At 37.6% G+C, this 22,807-nt stretch carries 17 protein-coding genes; 2 read left to right on the forward strand and 15 right to left on the reverse strand.

Annotated elements, in window-relative coordinates; translation table 11 throughout:
• Positions 1–118 precede the first annotated feature (118 nt).
• The 12 genes from ACZ41W_RS07720 to ACZ41W_RS07775 form a co-directional block, all read right to left on the reverse strand.
• A complete protein-coding gene (locus ACZ41W_RS07720; protein WP_464311417.1) occupies positions 119–433 on the reverse strand; it encodes a hypothetical protein in 315 nt (104 codons plus the stop codon).
• Between the two features lie 194 nt (positions 434–627).
• Complete coding sequence (locus ACZ41W_RS07725) at positions 628–978, reverse strand: NifB/NifX family molybdenum-iron cluster-binding protein (RefSeq protein WP_464311418.1); 351 nt, start codon at positions 976–978, stop codon at positions 628–630.
• Positions 979–983: 5 nt separating this feature from the next.
• A complete protein-coding gene (locus tag ACZ41W_RS07730) occupies positions 984–1,292 on the reverse strand; it encodes a hypothetical protein (protein WP_464314281.1) in 309 nt (102 codons plus the stop codon).
• Positions 1,293–1,360: 68 nt separating this feature from the next.
• Entirely contained in the window at positions 1,361–1,972 is a 612-nt protein-coding gene (locus ACZ41W_RS07735) for a DUF1062 domain-containing protein (protein ID WP_464311419.1), read from the reverse strand.
• Between the two features lie 304 nt (positions 1,973–2,276).
• Complete coding sequence (locus ACZ41W_RS07740) at positions 2,277–2,558, reverse strand: CD3324 family protein (RefSeq protein ID WP_464311420.1); 282 nt, start codon at positions 2,556–2,558, stop codon at positions 2,277–2,279.
• Positions 2,559–2,732: 174 nt separating this feature from the next.
• Positions 2,733–3,812, reverse strand: a complete 1,080-nt coding sequence (locus ACZ41W_RS07745; protein ID WP_464311421.1) for an Ldh family oxidoreductase — start codon at positions 3,810–3,812, stop codon at positions 2,733–2,735.
• 151 nt (positions 3,813–3,963) lie between these two features.
• Positions 3,964–4,890 (reverse strand): DUF5692 family protein, encoded by a 927-nt coding sequence (locus tag ACZ41W_RS07750; protein ID WP_464311422.1) that lies wholly within the window; start codon positions 4,888–4,890, stop codon positions 3,964–3,966.
• A gap of 15 nt (positions 4,891–4,905) precedes the next feature.
• Positions 4,906–5,247, reverse strand: a complete 342-nt coding sequence (locus tag ACZ41W_RS07755) for a hydrogenase maturation nickel metallochaperone HypA/HybF (protein ID WP_464311423.1) — start codon at positions 5,245–5,247, stop codon at positions 4,906–4,908.
• 17 nt (positions 5,248–5,264) lie between these two features.
• Complete coding sequence (locus ACZ41W_RS07760; RefSeq protein ID WP_464311424.1) at positions 5,265–8,036, reverse strand: FAD-dependent oxidoreductase; 2,772 nt, start codon at positions 8,034–8,036, stop codon at positions 5,265–5,267.
• A 54-nt stretch (positions 8,037–8,090) separates the two neighbouring features.
• Complete coding sequence (hypB, locus tag ACZ41W_RS07765; protein ID WP_464311425.1) at positions 8,091–8,756, reverse strand: hydrogenase nickel incorporation protein HypB; 666 nt, start codon at positions 8,754–8,756, stop codon at positions 8,091–8,093.
• Positions 8,757–9,009: 253 nt separating this feature from the next.
• Positions 9,010–13,959: an Athe_2463 domain-containing protein gene (locus tag ACZ41W_RS07770; protein WP_464311426.1), complete on the reverse strand. Its 4,950-nt coding sequence runs from the start codon at positions 13,957–13,959 to the stop codon at positions 9,010–9,012.
• Between the two features lie 9 nt (positions 13,960–13,968).
• Complete coding sequence (locus ACZ41W_RS07775; protein ID WP_464311427.1) at positions 13,969–15,303, reverse strand: S-layer homology domain-containing protein; 1,335 nt, start codon at positions 15,301–15,303, stop codon at positions 13,969–13,971.
• Positions 15,304–15,604: 301 nt separating this feature from the next.
• Here ACZ41W_RS07775 and ACZ41W_RS07780 point away from each other — a divergent pair, with 301 nt between their 5' ends.
• Both ACZ41W_RS07780 and ACZ41W_RS07785 read left to right on the forward strand, forming a co-directional pair.
• Complete coding sequence (locus ACZ41W_RS07780) at positions 15,605–15,925, forward strand: hypothetical protein (RefSeq protein ID WP_464311428.1); 321 nt, start codon at positions 15,605–15,607, stop codon at positions 15,923–15,925.
• A gap of 204 nt (positions 15,926–16,129) precedes the next feature.
• Complete coding sequence (locus ACZ41W_RS07785) at positions 16,130–18,616, forward strand: EAL domain-containing protein (RefSeq protein WP_464311429.1); 2,487 nt, start codon at positions 16,130–16,132, stop codon at positions 18,614–18,616.
• A gap of 66 nt (positions 18,617–18,682) precedes the next feature.
• On the opposite strand, the gene ACZ41W_RS07790 is transcribed toward ACZ41W_RS07785, so the two are convergent.
• Genes ACZ41W_RS07790 through ACZ41W_RS07800 form a run of 3 tightly spaced genes read right to left on the reverse strand, consistent with a single transcriptional unit; the run spans position 18,683 to position 22,804 of the window.
• Complete coding sequence (locus ACZ41W_RS07790) at positions 18,683–20,599, reverse strand: diguanylate cyclase (RefSeq protein ID WP_464311430.1); 1,917 nt, start codon at positions 20,597–20,599, stop codon at positions 18,683–18,685.
• A 9-nt stretch (positions 20,600–20,608) separates the two neighbouring features.
• Positions 20,609–21,634, reverse strand: a complete 1,026-nt coding sequence (locus ACZ41W_RS07795; RefSeq protein ID WP_464311431.1) for a metallophosphoesterase — start codon at positions 21,632–21,634, stop codon at positions 20,609–20,611.
• Positions 21,635–21,649: 15 nt separating this feature from the next.
• Positions 21,650–22,804 (reverse strand): aromatic amino acid transport family protein, encoded by a 1,155-nt coding sequence (locus ACZ41W_RS07800; protein ID WP_464311432.1) that lies wholly within the window; start codon positions 22,802–22,804, stop codon positions 21,650–21,652.
• Positions 22,805–22,807: the final 3 nt, after the last annotated feature.

The raw sequence follows: 22,807 nt of genomic DNA on the forward strand, positions 1-22,807 counted from the left end.
TCATGTGATCAAGCATTAGATTTATAACCATTCTATACCGAAATAAACTTTCATTTTAAACAAAAAAATAAAAAACCAGTAACACGATTAGTCGTCGTTTCTTACTGGTTGGTAAACTTTATGCACTTGCTTCATTTGAACACATATCTGTTCGATATTCGATCGTCCATTTTGATGCTTCAAAGTTGAGTTGTTTGAGTAATGCTTCTAACGATACGTGGCTGCTGCAAACTCTTTCTTCTTCAAACAATTCTTGTGGTAATTTAATGCCGAGTCCCAATTCAATTGCTCGAATCGAACGTTGGATGCCATCCTTACAGTCAATTTTCTCAAATGATTCCTGAATCGATAATTTTTCTTTTTCACAAAGTTTCATAGAAAATAAATTCTCAATATAGTCGAAAATAGCGGTAAATAATTCCATCTTGTGCATATTTAAATCCCCCCATATTTCTTGTTACATATAGTTTACCACAAAATGTATTAAAATCAAAACACGAATTCAAAATTTTCACACTTTTCTCACATTTTTGTTAGTATGTTTTAAAATAGAAACATTCTGCTGATTTCTTTCAAAAAAAAAACAAAAGGATGTTTAATCAACACCCTTTAATCCACATTTGGTTATTAATGACATTCATGTGAATGGCAAGAATCCCCTGAATCCACAAGGGTTCCGTCTAACCACTGTTTTAATGCATCTTCTACTAGACCAGAACAGCCTCTCACAACTTGAATTCCTGAAAAAGAAAGTACGCGTACAGCGCCTTCACCCATATTGCCAGCGAGCATCCAAGTCACGCCTTTTTCTGCAAGGATTTGTGCAATATTGGATTTACAACCACAACCCTCTGGGGATGCAATTTCTTCTTTTTCAATGATTTCTTTGGATTCGTTTACTGTATAAACTGTAAAGTATGCACAGTGTCCAAAATGATCGTCAATTCTTTCATCTCTTGTTGGCAATGCTATTTTCATATCCGTTACTCCCTTTTCTTTTTTGATTTCTCGTTGATCTTTCTTGAAAGTCTAAACCCGCCAAATCCTGCAATGACAGATATATAGAATCCAAGATCGTACCACCATCCCGTGTTAATCACTTCGTATACGCGAATATCGTGATCAAATAATCCGAGAATCAAAGAAACAGGCGCAATCCATCCGTGCCAAACACCCCAAAAGAATCCAGCTGGATCTTCTGAAGTGATTTTTCCGTCTCCAGGAACACAACCGGTTAATGCAAATACCATTAATGTCAATAAGACAACTAACAGAATCATTCTTTTATTCATCATCGTCACTCCTTATTTTTGGCATATGTCTATATGTATTATAACATATGTCAAAAACAACCCAAAGTCTATTTATAACAAAATGTGATCCCATTTTTTACTTTTGACTTTAGAAACCTTTCATCAAACACTCTTTTCTTCACTTCTGAACGAGAAATCTTAAGTGTGTCCGCGATGAGACGATCCATTCTGACGTCCACTGCAAAATCACATTTGATGGTCACATCTCGTTCGATTAGATGTCCCAAAAGAGTCGTGTTTGTCGGTTCGTCTGCTACAATTGATCTTTCGTCTGTTGCAATTGATCGTTCATCTGGCGACTCAATCAAGACGTCATAACTGTCTGATAAAAATATAAGCTCCGATTTGTTTTTTGCATGCAATGTCCGATCAAATCCGATCTTCTCAGCGAGGTCTTCATCATTCGCTAGGTATTTCTCATAGGTGCTTTCATCAAGCGATTTTGGATGAATTCTCTCGTGAATTGTCATATTCCAGTTGGTTTTACAGTGTTCACAATTATAAATCAGCCACACGTCAATGGACTTTCCATTGGCATTGACTCTAAATTTTTTGCTGTTGATAAAATGTGTTTTCTCCCCACATTTTGAACAATTTTTCATGACAACTGGCATTTGAGTGGGGATAATTTGCCAGTGTTCTATTTTGCGATAGCTCATTTTGCATCTCCTCATATTTTATAAAGGTTCTGCAAAGACTATCACACGCGTGATTCATTCTTATTTATAGATTGATTCTCCTTATGCGATAGCCTCTGCTACGCATTCATTGAAGGGGTCGTCATATAATATTTCCTCCTACTTATGTTCTATACAAATGTCATTTGATAATGCCATTTCCTTAATTACTATAACCTTTCAAGCGGCACACGTCAGCCTCAAAGACTTTTCAGAAATAAACATGCGCCAAAAAACCCCCATCATACCATAAAGGTTTGATAGGGGTTCATATGAATACATCTTATTATGCAGCTTCCGTTTTTTTATACTCACGGACGATGCGCTGTATGCTTTTTTCAGATAAAAAATAGTGTTCTGCCAACTGTTTGACAGACTTTCCATTCTGATAATCACGGTAAATGGACTGATTTCTATTTTCTAGTTCTGAACGCGTTTGTGTTTCTTCTCCCCAAGCTTTTTTAGATTCTGCTTTTCTCGGGATATATAAGTATTCACCATCGATGTACTTCTGAATGAGTTCGATCATTTCTTGTGGTAACACATCGATTGCCTTTTGATAGCTCACTTTTAGCCTCCTAAACATTTTTAAATTCGTTTAGTGTAGCCAAAGCCATCATTTTCCATATTTCATTTAGTCACATGTGACTTAATCACTAGTGACTCAACCATGAGTGTATGTTTCATAATAGCTTTGCTACTATGAAATTGAGTATGTCGTCATATAAAGTTCTCCTCCTATTTAAACTGATAACCCATAAAGAGTCTTAAGTGTTGCAATATCTTTTTCAAGTGCTTCATTGATTGGCACACCTGTCTGAGAACGTTCTACAAAGGCAACGTGTTCTTTTTCGCCAGCGGTGTAAATTCGCTCAACACCTGGCGCTTTTTTAGAGTGTCTTAACTCTCTTAAAATATCTCCCGTTGTCTTTTTAAATGCATCGAGTTCTGTAAATGCATTTACATCTATTGCCATAAAGAAATGTCCCAGTTGATAAGGGACTTTTTGTCCATCTTGATGCCCCGAAAGTGCTTTTAAGAATGCACCGCCTTGTAAAGCTGCAGATAAAATCTCTACGACAGTGGCATATCCATATCCTTTATAACCACCGAGAACTTCGCCGATTCCACCCAGTGGTGCCAATGCAGCGCCTCCCGTTACGAGATCCACGAGAACTTGCTCTGTATCAGTTCGCGCTTCACCATTTTCGCCAATGACCCAACCTTCAGGTAAATCTTTACCGATGCGTTGATACACCTCAATTTTACCGCGTTGTGTAATCGAAGTGGCGCAATCAAGTACAAATGGAAATGCTTCATCTGTTGGAATACCAAACGTCAGTGGATTTGTTCCCAGCATATTCTCTACGCCAAATGTCGGTGCGATGGATGGTCTTGCATTGGTTCCGGTGATTCCAATCATACCAGCTTCAGTGGCCATAGTTGCATAGTACCCAGCGATTCCATAATGGTTGGAATTTCTTACGGCTACCATGCCAAGTCCATAGGTCTTTGCTTTTTCAATGGCCATATTCATGGCGTATTTTGAAACCACTTGCCCCATGCCGTTGTTGGCATCGAGAACTGCAGTCGTTAACCCCTCTTTGATAACATCGATCTTCGTGATTGGATTGATGATGCCCTCTCGTATACGATCGATATAGATGGGTTTCAATCGACCAATACCATGTGAATCAATTCCCCGTTTGTCCGACTCTATCAACACATCTGCACAAAGTGCCGCATCTGCCTCTGGTAATCCAGCTGCGACAAAGACTTCTTTCATGAAATTTTCAAGTACATCAAATGCTAGATATCTCATAAATTCCTCCTATGTAAACTTGTATGATCTCTATTACTTATACTAACTTTTATCTCTTCTATTATCGCTCTTTTTCATATGTATTTCAACATGACAATTAAATAAAACCTAGAAGAATTTGATTTTATCATTCTTCTAGGTTTTTGAATTTTTACAACTGATTTGCAGACAGGTTCTTTTGATAAGCTTTTGTCTGCGTATAGAGTTCTTGTCGATACGGATTGCGGTTTGTCTTTTTCATCGTATAAATCATCATTCCAAATACAAAACAATTAAATAGCAGAGATGCTATACTTACACCCCACAACTGAGTCGTTTCATATGTTGGAAGAATTTGAAAGTACGATTTACTCTGAAAATCAACCGATAAAGAGAACATTGCGTATAATGATAAAATTTGAGCTCTATGTTGCAACCACGCGCCTCTTTTGAAGACATATTCAGCTACGATTGCCGCTAAAAGAATCCCAAAGCCAGCGTACATCGAGCGAGTTGAAATGCAATTATACACATAAGCAAAATTCCATAACGTATAGCCGATAATATACATCCACGTCATGTCTGGCCATATCATATCTTTTGACTTGTCTTTTGAAACCCGAATTCCTACAAACCCTGTCAAAGTAATGATACAAATAACGCCTGCAATTGCGTTGAGAAGATTCCATACGCCGCCTAAAACTAAGACGCCTGCAGGATCAATCGTCGCTTCTTTAAATGTCATAAAAACTTGAACTTCTCTCACTACAGCTTCAGCAATATTTAAAGACAATATTGCTACTGGGAAAATCGCCGCAAACTTCTTGTCACCTAATTTTGTAAATCGAATTAACATAAACCCATAAACGCCAGCAAGTGCAGATACTACCTTAACCCACCCAAACCACGTTTTTCCAGTTGGCGACCCTAGCATACCAGCGAGTACACCGCCTGCAAGTACAATTGGCAATACACAAAAGATCATAATTGAAATGGTCTTATTTCTTCTTGTCAATTCATTAATTACGACTAAACCACTCATCAAAATCAACCATGCAACAATACTTTCTACAGTAATTCCTTCAAAAAACCCCAGCATAAAGCCTCCTTTTTTTTAATATGCATGTATCTCTTTTATATTAAATTCTTTCCCAGAGATCAGTTCAAAATCCTCTGACTGACATTTAGGACAAACGCGTCTCAAATCCACTACATTATACACTTCACCACAAGCATGACATTTTCCCTCAGCTGGAATAATGACAATTTCCAACTTTGTATTTTCATAAGGGGTCTCACTAATTGCAGCTGGGTAGCAAGATTCGATATATTTTGGAATGGCCTGTGATAACTGGCCAATCTCCAAAACGATTTTTTCAACTTCTGTTACATTGTTTTCAGTTACAAATCGATCCACCACTTTGATCACTTCATATACAATGCCTAATTCATGCATCTAAGTCGCCTCTTTTCTTATTTTTCAGCAAATGGATTGATTTTCTTCACAGCGATTTTTACTTTACGCGTCAATGCTTTTTTCATAATTGCTTTTGGTAAAGCATCAATTTCAAAGCCTTCAACATCATTTACACGTACGAGTTTAATCGCATCAAATTTACATCTCAATGTACAAGCACCGCACCCTACACAGAGGTATTCATCTACTTTAGTTGCACCACAACCCATACATCTAGCTGTTTCTTTCTTAATTTGCTCTTCTGTTAAGACCCCACGTAAATCTTTAAATGTCGTTTTAGAAACTTTACCATCTACGTGTGCAATTCTTTGTCTTTCAGTACCATCATAATCTAAGTGATCAGCTAAGTTTTGTTTATTTAACATGATATAAGATTGTGTATCTCTGCCAAATAAAAGCGATTGACCTTTTTGTACAAATCTATGAATAGATACCGCTGCTTCTTTACCTGCTGCGATCGCATCAATTGCAAGTCTTGGACCGCTTGCAACGTCTCCACCTGCAAAGATATCTGCTTGAGAAGATTGTAATGTGATGCCATCCACTTCAATGGTATTTCTACCAGTTAATTTAACGTTCTCACCTTGTAAAAGTGAACCGTAATCATATGTTTGACCAACTGATAATAACACATAATCACATGAAACCACTTTTTTGTCCGCTTCGTCAAATTGTGGGTTAAATCTTCCTTGTGCATCCACTGTTGAAATACAACGTTTAAACTCAACTCCGATGACTTTTCCACCCTCTGTTACAATGCGAGTTGGTCCCCATGAGTTGTTGATGCCGATTTCTTCTTCAAGTGCTTCTTCCACTTCTTCTCTGTGTGCTGGCATACCTTCTCTTGATTCAAGACAGAAGAGTTCAGTTTGAGTCACATTTTTAAGTCTTGCTGAGCTTCTTGCAACGTCGATTGCAACGTTACCACCGCCGATTACGACTACTTTACCTGCAACACTTGGTTCATTTCCGAGATTAATGGTTCTAAGGAAATCTACACCGCTTAATACTTCACTTGCCTCTTCGCCTTCGATACCAAGTTTTCTACCCGATTGTGCACCGATTGCCACATAGAACGCATTGTAACCTTTTTTTCTGAGTTCTTCGATTGTGACATCTTTACCGACTTCAACGCCTGTTTCGAATTTAACGCCCATCTCTCTGATGACGTCGATTTCCGCTTCGAGAACCGGTTTTTCAAGACGATAAGATGGAATTCCAAGTGTTAACATACCACCCAATTTAGGTTGTTTTTCGAATACAGTAATGTCATAGCCATCTAATGCTAAGTCATACGCACAGGTTAAACCCGATGGACCTGAACCGATGATGGCAATCTTCTTATCGCTGTAGTCATGACGTTTTCTAGGCATGTAACGCGTACCAGATTCCATATCTTTTTCAGCAATGAATTTTTTGATATCATCTACTGCAACTGCTTCGTCAAATTCACCACGTGTACAATCTTCTTCACAAAGTCTTGGACATACACGACCACAAACTGCTGGAAGTGGATTGTGTTTTTTGATGAGTTCGAGTGCTTCTGTATATTTACCAAGCGATGCCAATTTAATATAGCCTTGAACTGGTATATGCGCTGGACATTTTGTAATACATGGTGCTGTACCGGATTCGAGTGTATTTTTACGGTTGATTCTGTAATCGCTATTCCAACGATCTTGAGTCCATTCAGTGTCTCTAGGCGTTACTTTTACGACTTTTTCATCGATTGGTGTTTTAGAACATAATTTTTGACCGAGTCTTAACGCATTGGTTGGACAAACGTCTACACATTCTCCACACGCAACACATTTTGTTTCATCTACTTCTGATTTATAGTTTGAGCGAACGATATCGTTGTTCACAAATTCGTTTGCAAGACGCATTGCATAACATCCACATCCACAGCAGTTACAAATCGCATGTGTGTGACCTGGTTCATCTAAATTTGGTACTGAGTGCATAAGACCGTTATCTTCAGCGCGTTTGATGATTTCAAATGCTTCTTCTCTCGTAATTGCGCGACCACGACCTGTTTTAATGTAATATTCAGCAGCATGACCTAATTGAATACACATTTCTTCTTTTAAGTGACCACAGCCTTCGCCCATTGCTTCTCTCGAAGTACGGCACGAACAATCTGACACCGAGAAAATCGTCGCTTCATTTAAATGTTTAGATACTTCTTCATAGCTCGCTCTTCTTGAATCGCCATCGATGGCTCTTTCAATTGGAAGTACGCGCATTGGACCAGCGCCTATTGGCATGATACCAGCAGCCATAGGGCCTTTTTTCGTTCCGAAATAATAAAATGCTTCAGCAACTTGTGGGTATTTTGCCACGAGTTCTTTGTTGTTGTTAATCATTTCAAGGTGGCCAGGTACAAAGATATCTTGCCAGTACATATCCACGCCGTTCACTGTGTTCACAAATGCCACACCTGCCCAAGCGATGTGCTCAAGCGCTGCTTTTACTTTTTCGTATGGCTCACCAGAAGCTTTTGCTACGTCTTCAGCACTGAGTTTTTTTCTAAACTCTAAATGGCAAGCAATTTTTGCTTGAAAAGGATCTAAAATTGGCTCTAAGCAGTAGTATTCTGGACCAAATGGAATCGCTTCTCTACTTGTACCCGCTTTTGTTCGGCCAATTTTGTTTGCTAAGTCTAATATTTCTTGTCTGTATGGTCTGCCATTGACATCCGCCCATGAAAATGCAAACTCAAATCTTTTGGATTTGTTTAAGTTGGTTTTTTGATCTGGTTTTGACATGTTATACTCCTTTTGTGCACTCGCACTGACTCATAATGATTTAAATGATTTAAATTATTTAAATTCTTTTACTGATTTTTCAAGCCATGCAGCCCATTTTTCAACACCTTCGCCTGTTTTTGCTGAAATTGGGATGATTTCCATATTCGGGTTGAGTTTTCTAACGCGTTCTTCCACTTTAGCTAAGTCAAAATCAAAATAAGGAAGTGTATCGATTTTGTTAATTAATAGGACATCACAGATAGAAAACATCAGTGGATATTTAAGTGGTTTGTCGTCTCCTTCAGGAACGCTAAGAATCATCGCATTTTTAACTGCGCCTGTATCAAACTCCGCAGGGCATACGAGATTTCCGACATTTTCTAAAATAACCAAGTCAAGACCTTCATATCCAAGTCCTTCAAGTCCTTGTTTTGTCATATCTGCATCTAAATGGCACATGCCGCCAGTATGGAGCTGAATGACTTTAACACCTGTTTCTGAAATCGTTTGTGCATCTACGTCAGAATCGATATCCGCTTCCATAACGCCGATTGCGAGATTGTTTTTCAAATGATTTAACGTCTTGACCAATGTTGTTGTTTTTCCAGCCCCTGGTGATGCCATTAAATTTAATAAGAATGTTTTCTTTTCTTTTAGTTCTGTTCTTAATAAATCTGCTTGATGATTATTGTCTTCAAAGATGCTCTCTTTGATTTCCATCACTTTGAATTTCTCCATAAGATTCCCTCCTCTAACCGCTCGGATTCTTTGTTTATTAACACAATTGTACGAAAAATTAAAATGACTGTCAAAAAAATAACAACATTGATATTTCAATGTTGTTACTATTTGTATTTCATGTTGTGTTGACATTTTTTCGGTGCGTATTTTTATCTAAAATCGCTGATTTTCTAATCGATATGCTCATTTAATTGTAAGTATAACTTGAATGTAAAATATCGCATCATATTCTTGTATACATTTAAACAATCTATCGATATTTCGGTTGTACATAGAGCAAATCATAAATATTTCCAGTGATTTCAATGCCTGAGACCTCTTTGTATTTTACAGTTGACCCTTTTTTTACCTGTATTGAAATCCAGTAAGGTTGTGCACATCGATTGTTCTCCCAGTCTAATGTCATTTTACATAAAGGTAACACATACTCGACAACATATACATCTCCAGCGCTTGTGGATTGTTCTTTCTTTAACATTAATGGAAACGCAACCTCAAATCCCGTCTCATCGCGATAGAGATAGGTTTGGCCTTTTGTATTTGTGTAACGCATCGCCATGAGTTCAGGCGAGCACGTCATTGTCACTTGTTCTGGTTTGCCTTTTATGAGCACTTCAATGCGCACGGTTTCATACGAAAGAAATCTAAGTGGATTGAGCGCTAATCTAGTTCCCCATACATCTTGCTGGCCACGCCAATGATTCCAGTAACCTTTAATCTCTGCCTTGACTATCTGTATTCCCACGTAATTCTTTACGACGCCATCTACTGCTTGATTGCCACTTGGTGTCTGTGCAGTAAATTCAAATTGGTACTGATCGTCTGGAAGATCCTCTGGAACCTCTAATTGTCCTTCAAAAGTATTTGGAATGCTCTTTGATTTCGTTAAAATGACATCTTGTTGAAAATGTGTTCCCTGAAAAAGTGTTACGACAACACTTGAAGCGTATTTATTCACTGCCGCTGTAAATTTCATCATTCCTCCCGCTTCAAATCCATCAACTTGACCCTTAACAGTAATCGGCGTTCGAATCGTAAATGGAAGCTTTATCACTTTTTGAATACTTGGATTCGAAACAGACTGCGCGGTACATTCAACATAATATGTGCCATCTTTGAGTGTTGGGTTCAGTGTAAATACTTGATCTGTATAATGATATTTATTCCCTATTTTGTTATAATTTGGAATTTGCGAGCTGAATAATAACGCCTTCTCATCCAGCGTTTGTCCTTGCGCATTCTTTAATTTGATTTTGAGTGTATGTGGTAAATGGTAATTGGTGGCGAGTTGGTGAACGACGATGCTTTCTGATGCGGGAACTGAACTGATACTAAATGCCACATCCATTGGTTTTAATTGTCCCCATAACTGCATCGGCGCTTCTGAATCAAGCGTAAATGTCTTTGTCTTTTCATCACTCCACGCACCCTCAATGTCTTTGACCATGTATCTCAGTTCATACGTACCTGGTGTGAGGTTATCTGGAATAGAATAGATCCATACATTATCACCCGATGTTTTTCGGTACATGATTTTGCGCTCTCTGATGCCTCTTTGTGCATCGGTGTATTGATGATCGAGGTCATACGATAAATCGACCCATGATGTTTTGTAACTGGATGTTGAAGGGTTGTAGTCCCAATCGAGGGTAAAATCTGCAATGGGTCTACGGTGTACGTATATGTCCAGTTTGGCAATGTTGGAATCCTTACTAAACGTCGCCTTTCCCACTGGTACGTCTTTGACCTTTCGATAAATGGAATACATGCCAGGCTTCGAGAACGATGTACGTGGTACATTGCTGAAAGACGTATTCACATCACTAAATGCTGAAAACGTTCCTGTTTCAAGTCCTTGTGAGTTATCATAGTAATTTGGATTGTGAACCACTTCATAACCGATTTCAGTGATTGGATCTTTTTCATCATCATAATCGGATTTTGCTAGGTTAAATGTCTGGTTCACTAAAACTGTTTGCTTATTTTCACTTGGATTGTTTGTGCCAATGATTTTGTTGACTTCACTCATAATGGCAGTGAGTGGTTCGTTCACGGTTATTAAATTTCCTAAAATGTCGTACGTTTTATAGCCCGACCGAATAAAGTAATCATGAGGGTATTGTGATTTTGTCGAGTCGTGTCCAACTAAGATCACTTTGAACGTCCCACTCGCTTTTATTTTTTCAATATCCGCTTTATTATTCACGTTCGCATCGGCAAAGTAAACGATGTACTTGTCTGCTCGATTGCGAAGTGTTGGGGTAAATTCTTGTTTGACGTTTTTATAGATTTTACCGCTGTAGTATCCGGTGTAGTTATCTATCGTGCGCCAGTCTGAAACATAGCTACTGACTGATTTAGATACCATCCCACTATACGTTGCTGTTCTCGTAAAACCAAAACCAATTACTTTATTGTTTTTATCATATAAGTTCCACGAGTCATAGTCGTAACTATCTTGTGTCAACGTCCCTGTATATCCACCCGAATCATAGTAAACACTATCTGGTATTGTACTTGGTGTTTCACCAGTTCCCGATTGACTTCTTGAAGCAGTTTCTTTTCTTGTATCAGTGACCGTATGCCAATCTCCATAATCTTTTTGCTCTTGATTATTCACTTCATTGATTTTACTGAGTGTTCCACTATACCCACCACTAGAATATGGCACAGTTGGTGAAGGTGGTGTACTTCCAGTTACAATGCTTGTTGATGCATCTTGCGAGTAGACATACGTGTGACAATCCCATACTTGAACATTTCCCTCTACTCCGGATTGTCTAAGTCCATTTGTCCAGTTCACTCTATTTGCAACGATGCTGTTATTTAAGTCTCTTGAAATGTCTTGATCGTTGAGTACAATCACGTCTACGATTGGAAATTCATATTCAATGTCGGTATAGACTTTGGTCATTGGTGCGAGGTTATCGACTAAGAACTCTCTTTCCATTGTAAATGTGCGTTTATCGTCTGCTGTGATGAACTGTGAAAGTGTTGGTTGTCCGAAAGTTTCCTCTGCATAAAACACGAGTTTGTATTTTCCGAGTGCTGTCGGTTTATATTCTGTGTAGTCTGCGTAATTGCCTTGTTTAACAATTGTTTCGGGCGTTCCGTCCGAGTTAGAATCGTAAAGGATTTTATACGTACTCACAGATATGTTATCGTGATCCACGCTTGCAGCATCATAATAAAAATCGAGTTTTTCATTTCGTGTCAGTAGACTGTTCCATACATTGGCTATTAGTGCGGGTTTATAATCTTCTAGCGTGTACAGTCTATACTTAAACACTTCTGAATCAAAATATCCTTCGGGAATATCACTTCTTTCAATCTTTGATGAAGGGACTTCTGTAGTATTTTGCATTTGTATGTTGATTTGTGTTTTAGCTTTTACAATAAAACTGAGTTGATCTTCTGTTTGAGTACCGTATTTAATCAGCGTATCACTGCCCTCAAGATTGGATGCATAAAAGTGCATTTGTTCAATATGTGCATTTGCCATGAGATACGGCGAATTGACATTTACGACATCAGATTTCGCTTCAATTAAGCGATTTTCTTTAAATGTTCCAGTAACTTTGAATTGTGCTTTTGGTTTAGTTGTGTAAACGAGTACATAGTTAATATAATTGTGATTTTGTTTATCTCCATCGTTATAATTTACTACATACGTATAGAGTTTATCTGCGCCAATCAGTGGGAATGTCCAGTTTCCGGAAATAAATTTTTCTTCATCCGCCTCACTGAGAACTTGACCATTGAGCGTAACCGTTCTTTTATATCTTGGATCATTAGTGGTATCTACGATATGAAACTTTTCGGTATCGAGCATTTCATGTGGTGCTGAAATTTCTCCAAGTTTCGCATAGTCAATTTCAATGTGTACTGGTACTGGTACATTATTCGTTTTGATATTCTCGATCGGACTATTTGCCGTGTCGGTACGATCATCATCATATGCTTTTTCACCTGTATTAAATTGACAAGTGGCTGTACCGTTAAAAATCACGTTGAGAACGGGTTTCTCTACCGATACAAGGTGTTTGTATTTTTCATAAGGTATTGAGATGTCAAAAGTGGCACTGCGCGTATTTGAATTATCCTTTTGTAGTGTGATGGTTTTTAGTTCATTCGTTACTTGATCCACGATTGTAAATGTCCATGAGGATATATCTTCTCTGTGGTACTTCGCTGATTTAAGCACTTCATCGAACTTACCGCCATCTGCGACACCTTTTGAATCCTTTTTATCAAAGAGTGCTTCGTCTTTTAATGTGGCACTCACTTCAACGGTGTAATTAGCTGTGGCACTACTTGATACAAGATCATCGTTCTTACTTAGAATTTTCACGGTTGTAACAATCGGTGTCGGCTCTTTTTTCTTAACGGTATCGAGAGTAAACACTTGATACCACACTTTTGTCGCAAGGTCTGGTCGGTAATGGTACATTGCTACTTCCCCACCTTTTAAAGTGGTTGAAGGTGACAAGACGTGTGCATAGTTATAAGCATTTTTATCTGTTGGATTAGTTGTAGTATTCAGTTCAAAGGGTAATCCTTCGTTGATCCATTTAATTGTCATGGCAATTTGTGTTGTGGAATACTCGGTTTTTAGTCCCATTGCCATTTTATTGTAATCACTTGTATCGGTTAATTTATCTCTATTGAAATAGGGACTTGTTGGTTCCCAAATTCGATAAATCCAGTTTTTTGTGGATGCCTTATTGCCCGATGCTTGATCGATGGGAAAATTGCCGTTGGTGTATTTATTGCCCGCACCATCAAATCCATGATAGCGATATTCTCCGGTTCCCCCTTCATAATAGCCTTTATTGGGTGTTTCTACATACTTGCCTTGTGTGTCTAAATGTCCAGTGGCTTTTTTAAAATCATTGCTTGGTATGTTCTCATATGAACCATAGACGATGATTTTTTTGTCTGCCCATGTTTCGGTATTGAAATAAAATTTACTGCCTTGTATGGTGACGTAATACGGTATATCGGACGGAATACTTTCTAGCGTTCGATATTCGGACCAAGAAAGTCCATAGTAAGGATCTTTGACAAAGAGAACGGTTCCGTCATAATTTGGTGTTTTGGTCTGAAACGTGTAAGCCTGTGAAAGACTATGTGGAAATATCGGTATCAGCTGAAACAACAACACCATGACAAGAAGTAGTGCGAGTTTTTGTTTCTTCATGCTTGCCCCCTATTTTTTAAGTGAAATATAAAGATTAACATTGTTTGTTGTATAAAACATTGTAATTTGTCTACCGTTATACGAAATCCTCAACTCCGCAGCTTTGTTGCCTTGATAATCAAGTGCCTTTATAAATGATTGCCATGCTTTATCGTAGTCCGATTCAAAGAGATACTTAAATAGTGGCTTCATTTGATCTCCGTATCGCTCTAAAAAATATTCTGAATACGGTCTGTTGTAATCTGCTCTTGAATAGTTTTTAGTTACTGCAAGTTGATAAGGTCGATATTGACTGGAAAAGTCGTTAAACTGTGCAACAAAAGTGATATCTCCTAGATTAATCATGGCATCCGTACGTTCATAGATGTTTTCAATTGATTTTGCTTGGTCAAATTCAACTTTAGATGGATATCCACCAAATCCATAGAGTTCACCAAATCTTGATAAACCAGGTGCTAAATATCCTTTTCCACCATCAGAGAGTTTCATGAACATCTCTGCGATATCTACAAGTTCATTCACTGGCTTACCTTGGTAAAGAGGTGCATAAAAGGCTTTTTGGTACTGAATGTCATTTCCGTATTCATCTAAATCATTTACTGGCATCATAACGTATTTTGCATCAGTTTGAACAAATGGTTTTCTGGATTCTTCAGTGAGCATATTGATGATTACTGCTGAAGCTTCAGCACGAGTTGAGTTGTTTTTCGGTCTGAAGGTTTTATCTGGATAGCCTGTTACGATTCCGAATTTGTATGAATCAATAATGTTTTGTTTGTAGTAGTCACTTACTTTGTGATAATCTGCCATTTCATTTTTTACGTATGTGTCAAGCGTACTGGTTGGTCTATACTCTTTTAACACTACTGCATTCACGATAATCGATGTCATTTGTTCACGGTTAATCTGTGCGTTATAATCGGTAAATTCACGATCGAGAATCAGTTTAAGTTCAATCGCTTTGTCCACGTATGGTTTTGACCAATCGCTTGACTTTGATTCATAGCTATAACCGAGTGCTTTCACGGTCATGGCAATAAATTCATTGATTTTAACGTTTTCATTTGGCTTAAAGCTGCCATCGGGATATCCTGTGATAATTTCCTTTGATGACAGCGAATCAATAAATGCTTTTCCCCAGTGATTCGATGGCACGTCTGGGAATGATTTAGCATTTGCGAAAGAAGGATACTTAGCGAACATTCCACACTGCATGACTATGATCGCGATTGTTAAGATCATTATCCACAATTTACGTGTTCTCTTTTCGAATTTTTTACTTAACCACTCTTTTCCTACAACATTTGTAAAGTGTTCTAAATAGTTAATTTTGTAGTTTTTCATGTTTCAATACGCCTCCACATTATGTATTGTCATTAATATTATTCAAACTTGTTTATTCTATCCTCAATTAGTATACCAAAATTAATTTAAAATGATAATCTATTTTTACATATATTTCCATTTTGTTTCTGTTAAGCAAATTTTCCTTTTTTATATTTAGAAATTTATTTCTCAGAAAAATTTTCAAATTAATTCCAGAGAAGTTTTATTTTTATTTAAGACATATCTGTTAAACTAAAACAAAAGACTCTAAAAGTAACAAATACAACTCGTTTAATTAAATTTTCGGAGGACATTATTAATGAAACGTTTATTTTCTAAACAATCACATACCAAATCATCATCAGGCGCTATGAAAAGTGAGACTGCTAAAAATCTCGAAACTTATGAGACTGCTGAAACTGTTAAAAATACTGAAATTGCTGAATCCACTAAAACTATTACCCCGCCTGAAACAAGTGAAGTTGACGAATCAGAAGATGAAGAAGAAAGTGAAACGCCTTATCTCCCTCTTTTCATGGGACTCGGTGTTGCGCTCGGAATCATCTTAGATCAACTTGCACTGGGGATTTCATTTGGCGTTTTGTTCGGATTGATTATTAAGCCTTCAAAAAAATCATGATGATAAAATGTTAAATTTATAACTATTACATTTGTGATAGACGGATTATTAAACTTTCTTCTTATTTTTTACAGTTCAGACAATTATACTGCAAGGGTGATTTCACTATGATAGAATGATTCAGGCTTAAGAAACTGACCTGACATACGAGACAACTTTGTGACGTGGTAGTTCATGTTTGCTGTAGATAAAAAAGGAAGAAAAATGAAATCTGTAAGAAATAAAATAGCCAAAAATACGCTCATCATTACATTTATAATTGCCACAGGAATGGCATTATATGGGACTTTTAGAATTGAAAGCCTTCTCAGAAATGTGAATCAGAAATACATACACGCCATGGGAAATGAGATTGCTTTTGAAGTGAATGCTTATATGAATAAGCATATCGGTTATGTAGAAGGACAAGCAAAAGCCATAGAATTCACACCAGAATATTCCGAATCCTTCATGGAAACGATTATGGTGCACATGGCAGAAGGTCGAGAAGATGTCCTTTACACTTATTTTAATACTCCAAAAGACGATGGTTTTCTCGTCAGCTCAGATGGCTGGAAACCGGATTCTAATTACTCTTGGGAACACAATTCATGGCATCTCGAAGCGCTATCAATCAATGGTGTATATATTGGTTCTCCAGCGGTAGATTCTGTCAGTCATCAACTTGTTGCAGTATTAAGAAAACGCATTCAAGATAGCAACTTAGAAACACAAGGTGTGGTCAACATGGCCATTAGTTTAAAACAACTTTCAAAAATCATGGAACAGTTTGATTTACCAGAGGGTTCAAAAGCCATGATTTTATATAAAGATGGGAAGCTCGTCGCAATTAACGATGCTTCGCTCATACGAAATGATTATGAACACGTACCAACCGTCTATGATTTTGCACCCACTTTTGAACTTGACAGCAAACAATTTGAGATCAACGATAAGGTCTATACGTCAATTCCATTAAAAGTACAAGACTGGACGCTTTGGATCGGTGTACCAAAACGTTTTCTGCTCGCTGGCTCCATTGATACACTCGTTGGATTTGTACTTCTTTATATGCTTGCTGGCGTCATTACACTCATGTATGTGCGCCATTACTCAAAACGCGTTTCAGATCCAATCGTGACACTCACTTCCATTTCAAGTGCAATGGCAGAGGGTGATTATGACGTACAACTCAGTGACGAGCTCTTAGAACAAAACAATGAAATCAGTATTCTCGCGCTCACTTTTGATGATATGCGCAAAAATATTCATCATAGAACCACAGAACTCCAAGCACTCTATGAAGAAATGGCTGCAACAGAAGAAACACTTCGAGAAAATTACGATGAACTCGAACGATACAAAAATGAAGTGGAGTACTATGCTTTTAACAATCCACTGACAGCGCTTCCAAATCGAAAAAAATTACTTCAAAGAATGACGTATCACATTAAAAATCAAGCGCTTGCAAATCGAGCGATTTTATTTGTCACGTTTGAAGAATTTGCACATTATTTTCAAGCACTTGGTCAATCCACCATTGAGGATGTCGATAAGCTATTTGCAGATAAAATCAAGTCAACTCTTTCTAGACTTGATCATCATGCGGAGTTATATGATATGAGCCCTGGTCGCTATGTCATCTTGACACCACCGCTTAATCCATCTGATGACACTTTATCAGTTGCAAACATTCATTCATGGCTTGAACAATTACAAAAACAACTTAAAACTCTACAAATTCAAGATACCATTCTTATAAGAGTCAACATAACGGTTGGCGCTTATAAAATTCCAGATACTGCTGTTGTTACAAATGATTATTTATATGACTCTGATGAATTCATCGAAGAACTGTTGCTCACTTATCTCGATTATGCAGAGAGTGCAATTCATTCGAAAACACTGATCAAATGGTTTGACGACGCGATGTACCAACATAAGGTCTATGAAAATCAAATTGAAAATGGCTTACATCACGCCATTGACAAAGAAGAATTCTATATGCTCTATCAACCAAAATACGATTCAGAATGTCAAATGACAGGCGTTGAAGCACTTATTCGTTGGGATCACGGTAAACTCGGACTTATTCCACCGAGCCACTTCATCCCAATCGCTGAATCTGCTGGACTGATCGATGCCATTGATCGCTTTGCAATTCAAGAAGTCATTAAGGTTCAAATGGAAAGAAAAGCACTCGGACTTTCACTGCTTCCAATTGCCGTCAATTTGTCCATTCTTGAGTTGCTGGACCCATTAGTGGTGGAAAAATTAAATACCATCATTGAAAATGCCCAGTTACCGCGCAATTGCATCGTCATTGAAATTACAGAGACTGCGTTTTCAAAACATCTTGAAATCGCCATTGATAACATTCGTAAATTTAAAATCAGTGGCTATGAGATTCATTTAGACGATTTTGGAACAGGATACTCCTCACTGTCGTATTTAAAGAATTTCGCAGTGGATGCGATTAAGATCGACGTCAGCTTTACCAAGCAGATTACCACTCATCCCAAAGTTAAAAGCATCGTACAGTCTATTATTGAACTATCGAAAAATGTCGGTGCTAAAGTTGTTGCTGAGGGCGTCGAGACCCAAGAGCAATTTGAATGCTTGAAGGCCATGGGATGTGACTATTACCAAGGCTACTACTTCAGTCGACCGGAAAAAGAGTTCTATCATTTACTCGATTTAAACACTCAATAATCCACACTTGATATTCAATAAAAAAGAGCGATTGCAATCACTGCAAACGCTCTTTTATTTATTTGGTTATCTATAATACGACTTTTCTTGCAGAACTGGGAAAAACTTGGAATCCATTTTAACGAGATGTCCTATGAGAATATCGTCGATGATAAAGGATAAAAACGCCGCTTCTTTTAATTGTCCTTGCAAATAGGATTCTTTGTATTTAAGCACTTTTGCGACCAAATTTTTATGTGCCTCCGCATGTATGTCATAATCCACATAACCGATATCGGATAATAGACGTTCCTCTGATGCAAAATGAAATGCCACAAATTCAATGAGACTGTCTAACACATGGATAATTTTCTCAGTTTCATCCGACTCATAGAGGACTCCCACTAAAATATTGGCGAGTTCGTGTAGTTTTTTATGTTCATTGTCTAAAATTTCGTACCCAGACTCCCATTCTGGTTGCCATGCAAATTGTACAATAAACGATTTATCTGCGTCCAATTCTTCTGCGACAACCACTCGATTTCTACCCGATTGTTTGGCGTGATACAGTGCATCATCTGCCCGCTTGTACCAGTGTCTAAATGATTCTGATTGCATATGTTCGGCAAGTCCTATACTGATAGTGATTTTTCCTGAAACTGGATGGACGCTATTTTCAACGGCTTGACGGATGTGCTCTGCTGCGATTTTGGCACCTTGAAAATCCGTCTCAGGCATCAATATAATAAATTCTTCTCCACCAAAACGCATCAACTGATCGCTACTTCTTTTGTGTTTCAACATAACTTCTGAGATAAATCTGAGTACATCATCTCCTGTTGGATGCCCCCATGTATCGTTGACAACTTTAAAATGGTCCAAATCAAGTATGAGTAAACTATACGTTTCATGATATCTTTCTGCGCGTTCGAGTTCTTGACCAATAAAGGAATCTAAAAAATATCGGTTATAAAGTCCAGTTAATTCGTCTTTTATCGCAATTTCTTTTAAACGCGTTTCATTTAAAACGTGTTCTGTCACATCCCTTGCAGATGTATAGAGAAAATCCCAACTTTTCTTTGAACGCCACTCAATATGCCGAACTTCATGCTCTTTATTCTTCATTCTCAGCGTACTGATGGTTATTTGATCATCATTTAATACGTAGTAAAAATGGCGAGTCGCAATTTCATGATCCTCTTCATATATCCATTCCTCAATAGAATGATTCAACACTTCATGCTCTTCATATTTCATTACATCTAAAAACATTTTATTAACTCTTAGTAGCGTTTTGTCTACACTCAATACAAAAAACATATCCAGATCGACCTCTAAAAAAGCACTCATCTCGGATTCTAAGGTTGCTTGTTTCGTTACATCCTGAAATGTAATGACACTTCCACGGAGCTCATGGGTTGGACTATACATGGCTTGAACGATGCCATCAATTTTCACAGGTGATTCTGTCTGGTATATGGAGCCATTATAGGCCATTCGACTAATCGCTCCAGCCGATCGATAGATCGTTTCAATGGGATTAATCGGTTGTTGATCATATTGAATATCCACGTTATAAAACAAATTCTTATAGTGTTTTCCTTGCATGTCAGACTCTGAACAGCCCGTAATTTCTTCTGCTATAGGATTCATTGAAGCTACATTTTTTTGTTCATCTAATACGACGACTGCAACACTTACCGAATGAAGTGTAGATTTTAGAACATCTTGCTTATCATATAAATCACTCTTTAAATGATCAATATCTTCTAAAAGCTGACGTGACGCTTTTAACACGGGTCGAAGAATCATCAAATAGCTCAAGACACTTAAAGCCACGACTAAAAGCAATATAAAAATAGATGCATTTTGAACATGTTCATTGATGACTGCTTGTATAAAGTTGCGCCCCAAAGAAACCGTCAAAATCACAACGAGTAATGTTAATGCAAACCGATTTTTGATACTCGCGCTGAGTTTGCTAAAGTCGTATTTATTATTCATATAAAGCTCCTAAGTTTGAGACTTGATGCCTCTTACAAACGTTGAAACGACACTATTTAGTGGAATGGGTTTCACAGACCACTCTCCGTTATCTTCTAATGTAATCAGCGTACCACCACGTTGAATTTTCCTTTTTCCAATGTGTTTATACCCCAAATAATCAATAGACATACCATAAGTCATGCGAATATTTTTAAAAGTGAGCGAGAGTGTATTTAAATGATCATGACCACAAAAGATACCTCTAATCAAGCCATTGTCGACAGCTGCTTCGAAAAAGTCTGGCTGATACTTTGAAATACCAAAGTAATCTTCTTCTTCGCCGATACTTCCAAAGTGATACTGTACCTCTGGATCGCCTAATTTCATCCTTCTATAGGCTTCTTTAAATTCTGGTAAAGGCATGTGAAAAAATGCAAATGCATGATAACAGTCTGGAAACTCGTTCTTTGTCTTTCTTAAAGACTCCATACACCACTTCGTCTGATCTTCCCGTATACAGTCAAATCCGCTATAAAACCACCCATCTCGGTACATATTCGAATCTAAGAATATCAGCGAACTAAACACATTTCCGGCTGAATTCACCAAATTAACTTGATAGTTCCCCATCCCAGTTAATTCAGACCGCCCTTTTGAAAAAACACTGTATTTTCCAGATTCAAAGATCGTTGCAATTTCATCCTTACTGCCTTTTGAACCCATTTCAATATCGTGGTTTCCAAATACCAATGAATAAGGAATCTTAAAACCATCAAAAAATTCAATGAATTTATGCGCTTGTCGAATATTGTCTCTTGTTCCCGATTTGGGTAAGTATGGAAATATACTGTCTCCAGTAATTGCAATGAAATCGGGATGAGTTATCTCAATAAGTTTTTGAATATCCCCTTTCGCTTTTTCATCTTTTTTTCTAGAAAAAACACTAAATCCAAAGTGGATATCCGTAAGCTGTAATATTTTAAATTCAGATGTTTCAATTTTTAAATCAAAACAATCCTCAGATTTTTGTATGATACGATCTGATTGATACATCGATCAAACTCCTTTTTATTTTAGTGGAATAAGTGCGCCAACTGCCGAAAGAATGGCAGACGTCACCATCAGCAATTGGAAAGGAACTGTCCCCATAAATCCACAGATAGGACTGGATTGTGCTTTTTTTCGAGATTTTCCATACGTAATAATGAGCATAATCCCCACTAGTACGACAACTCCCGACATGATGCGCGTCAAAATAATAAAACTGCTCACTCCAAACATTGCAAATAATAGAGTTGGAATCGTTGCGATGATCCAGCACACTTTATTTCCAAGGCCAATTTGTTCATGAACCACATCTCTTAAGCTCAAAGTATGCGTCCAAAAAGTCGTCACTAATGCAAATAGCGAAAATATACCTGCAAGTAGTGCGCCCCATGACCCAATGCTACGTCCAAGTTGTAAATAGGCCATTTCTTTTGTAATTTCCCCTTTTGCACCTAATAAAACCGTCGCAGTAACGAGAAATACAAACAGTGACGAGATACCAAATCCAATAAAAATGGATGCACGGATTTTTTTGACATCTCCATTTAATCCCTTTACGGATTGTATAACAGATTGATTGGCTGATGTGGCAAAAACAATCATGCTATACAAAGCCAACATATTGGGGAGAGATCTCGTTTCAATAGCGATTGTATTCAATGGCAGTGTAAATGTTGCAACTGTCATAATTCCCACAATTGCAATTAATGCAATTACCGCATATTTTTGTGCAATACCGACTGCTTTCATTCCAGCGAAAACCACACTTCCAGCAGCAACATAGTAGATTATTTGGGCCACTTCAAATGGAACGTTAAACCACGCTTCTATTATTTGTGCACCACCATTGATATTTCCACTGATTCCCAACGCAATCGCGAAACCATATACAGCAAACATCATCCAGCTAAATACTTTTTTGCCTTTTCCCGTAAATAACTCGCCTTCAAAACTTTTAACGAGTTGAGCACCACCATTGTTATAGGATAATTCCGCAATGATCAGATGCAAAATCACATTGATTCCATATGCGACCAATATCATCCATGCGACATCCAAAAAGTTATTTTTAGTCGCTAAAAAAGGTACGGCAATAATGCCTGTACCTATACTATTTCCAACAATCATACTAATTGACTCAAATAAAGTCAACTTTGCTTCGCTTTGAATTTTCATAAT

Source organism: Fusibacter fontis (assembly GCF_055378735.1).